The organism is Bacillus sp. SIMBA_154, assembly GCF_046536015.1.
Classification (GTDB): Bacteria; Bacillota; Bacilli; order Bacillales; family Bacillaceae; genus Bacillus; species Bacillus pumilus_P.
This window is the reverse complement of the sequence record NZ_JAWJBV010000748.1, coordinates 1-230: the sequence shown is the minus strand read 5'-3', so window position 1 is coordinate 230 and position 230 is coordinate 1. Positions and strand designations below refer to the sequence as shown.

The 230-nt window shown below is 43.5% G+C and carries 1 protein-coding gene; it reads left to right on the top strand.

Annotation, left to right across the window (positions count from 1 at the left end; translation table 11 throughout):
* Window positions 1–11 precede the first annotated feature (11 nt).
* Window positions 12–170, top strand: coding sequence for a hypothetical protein (locus R0K30_RS23875; RefSeq protein WP_410613556.1), 159 nt, complete (start codon window positions 12–14; stop codon window positions 168–170).
* Window positions 171–230 lie beyond the last annotated feature (60 nt).

Below are 230 nucleotides of genomic sequence, written 5' to 3'. Positions count from 1 at the left end.
GCCCAAATGCTATATTAGTAGAGCCTGGGCTGATGAAAAGTGTGCCGGTAACGGTGACTGCAGACGGCTACGATTTAGCACGCAAAGTGAGCAAGCTGAGTTTTGTGATAACTTCGCAAGAAGACCCTGCAATTACTATTACCAAAGACAGCCAGTTTTATAAAAATTAATAAAGTATGAGTCCTAGCCAGTTAACAACCTGACTCGGCTAGGGCTAGCTGCTTAATTAC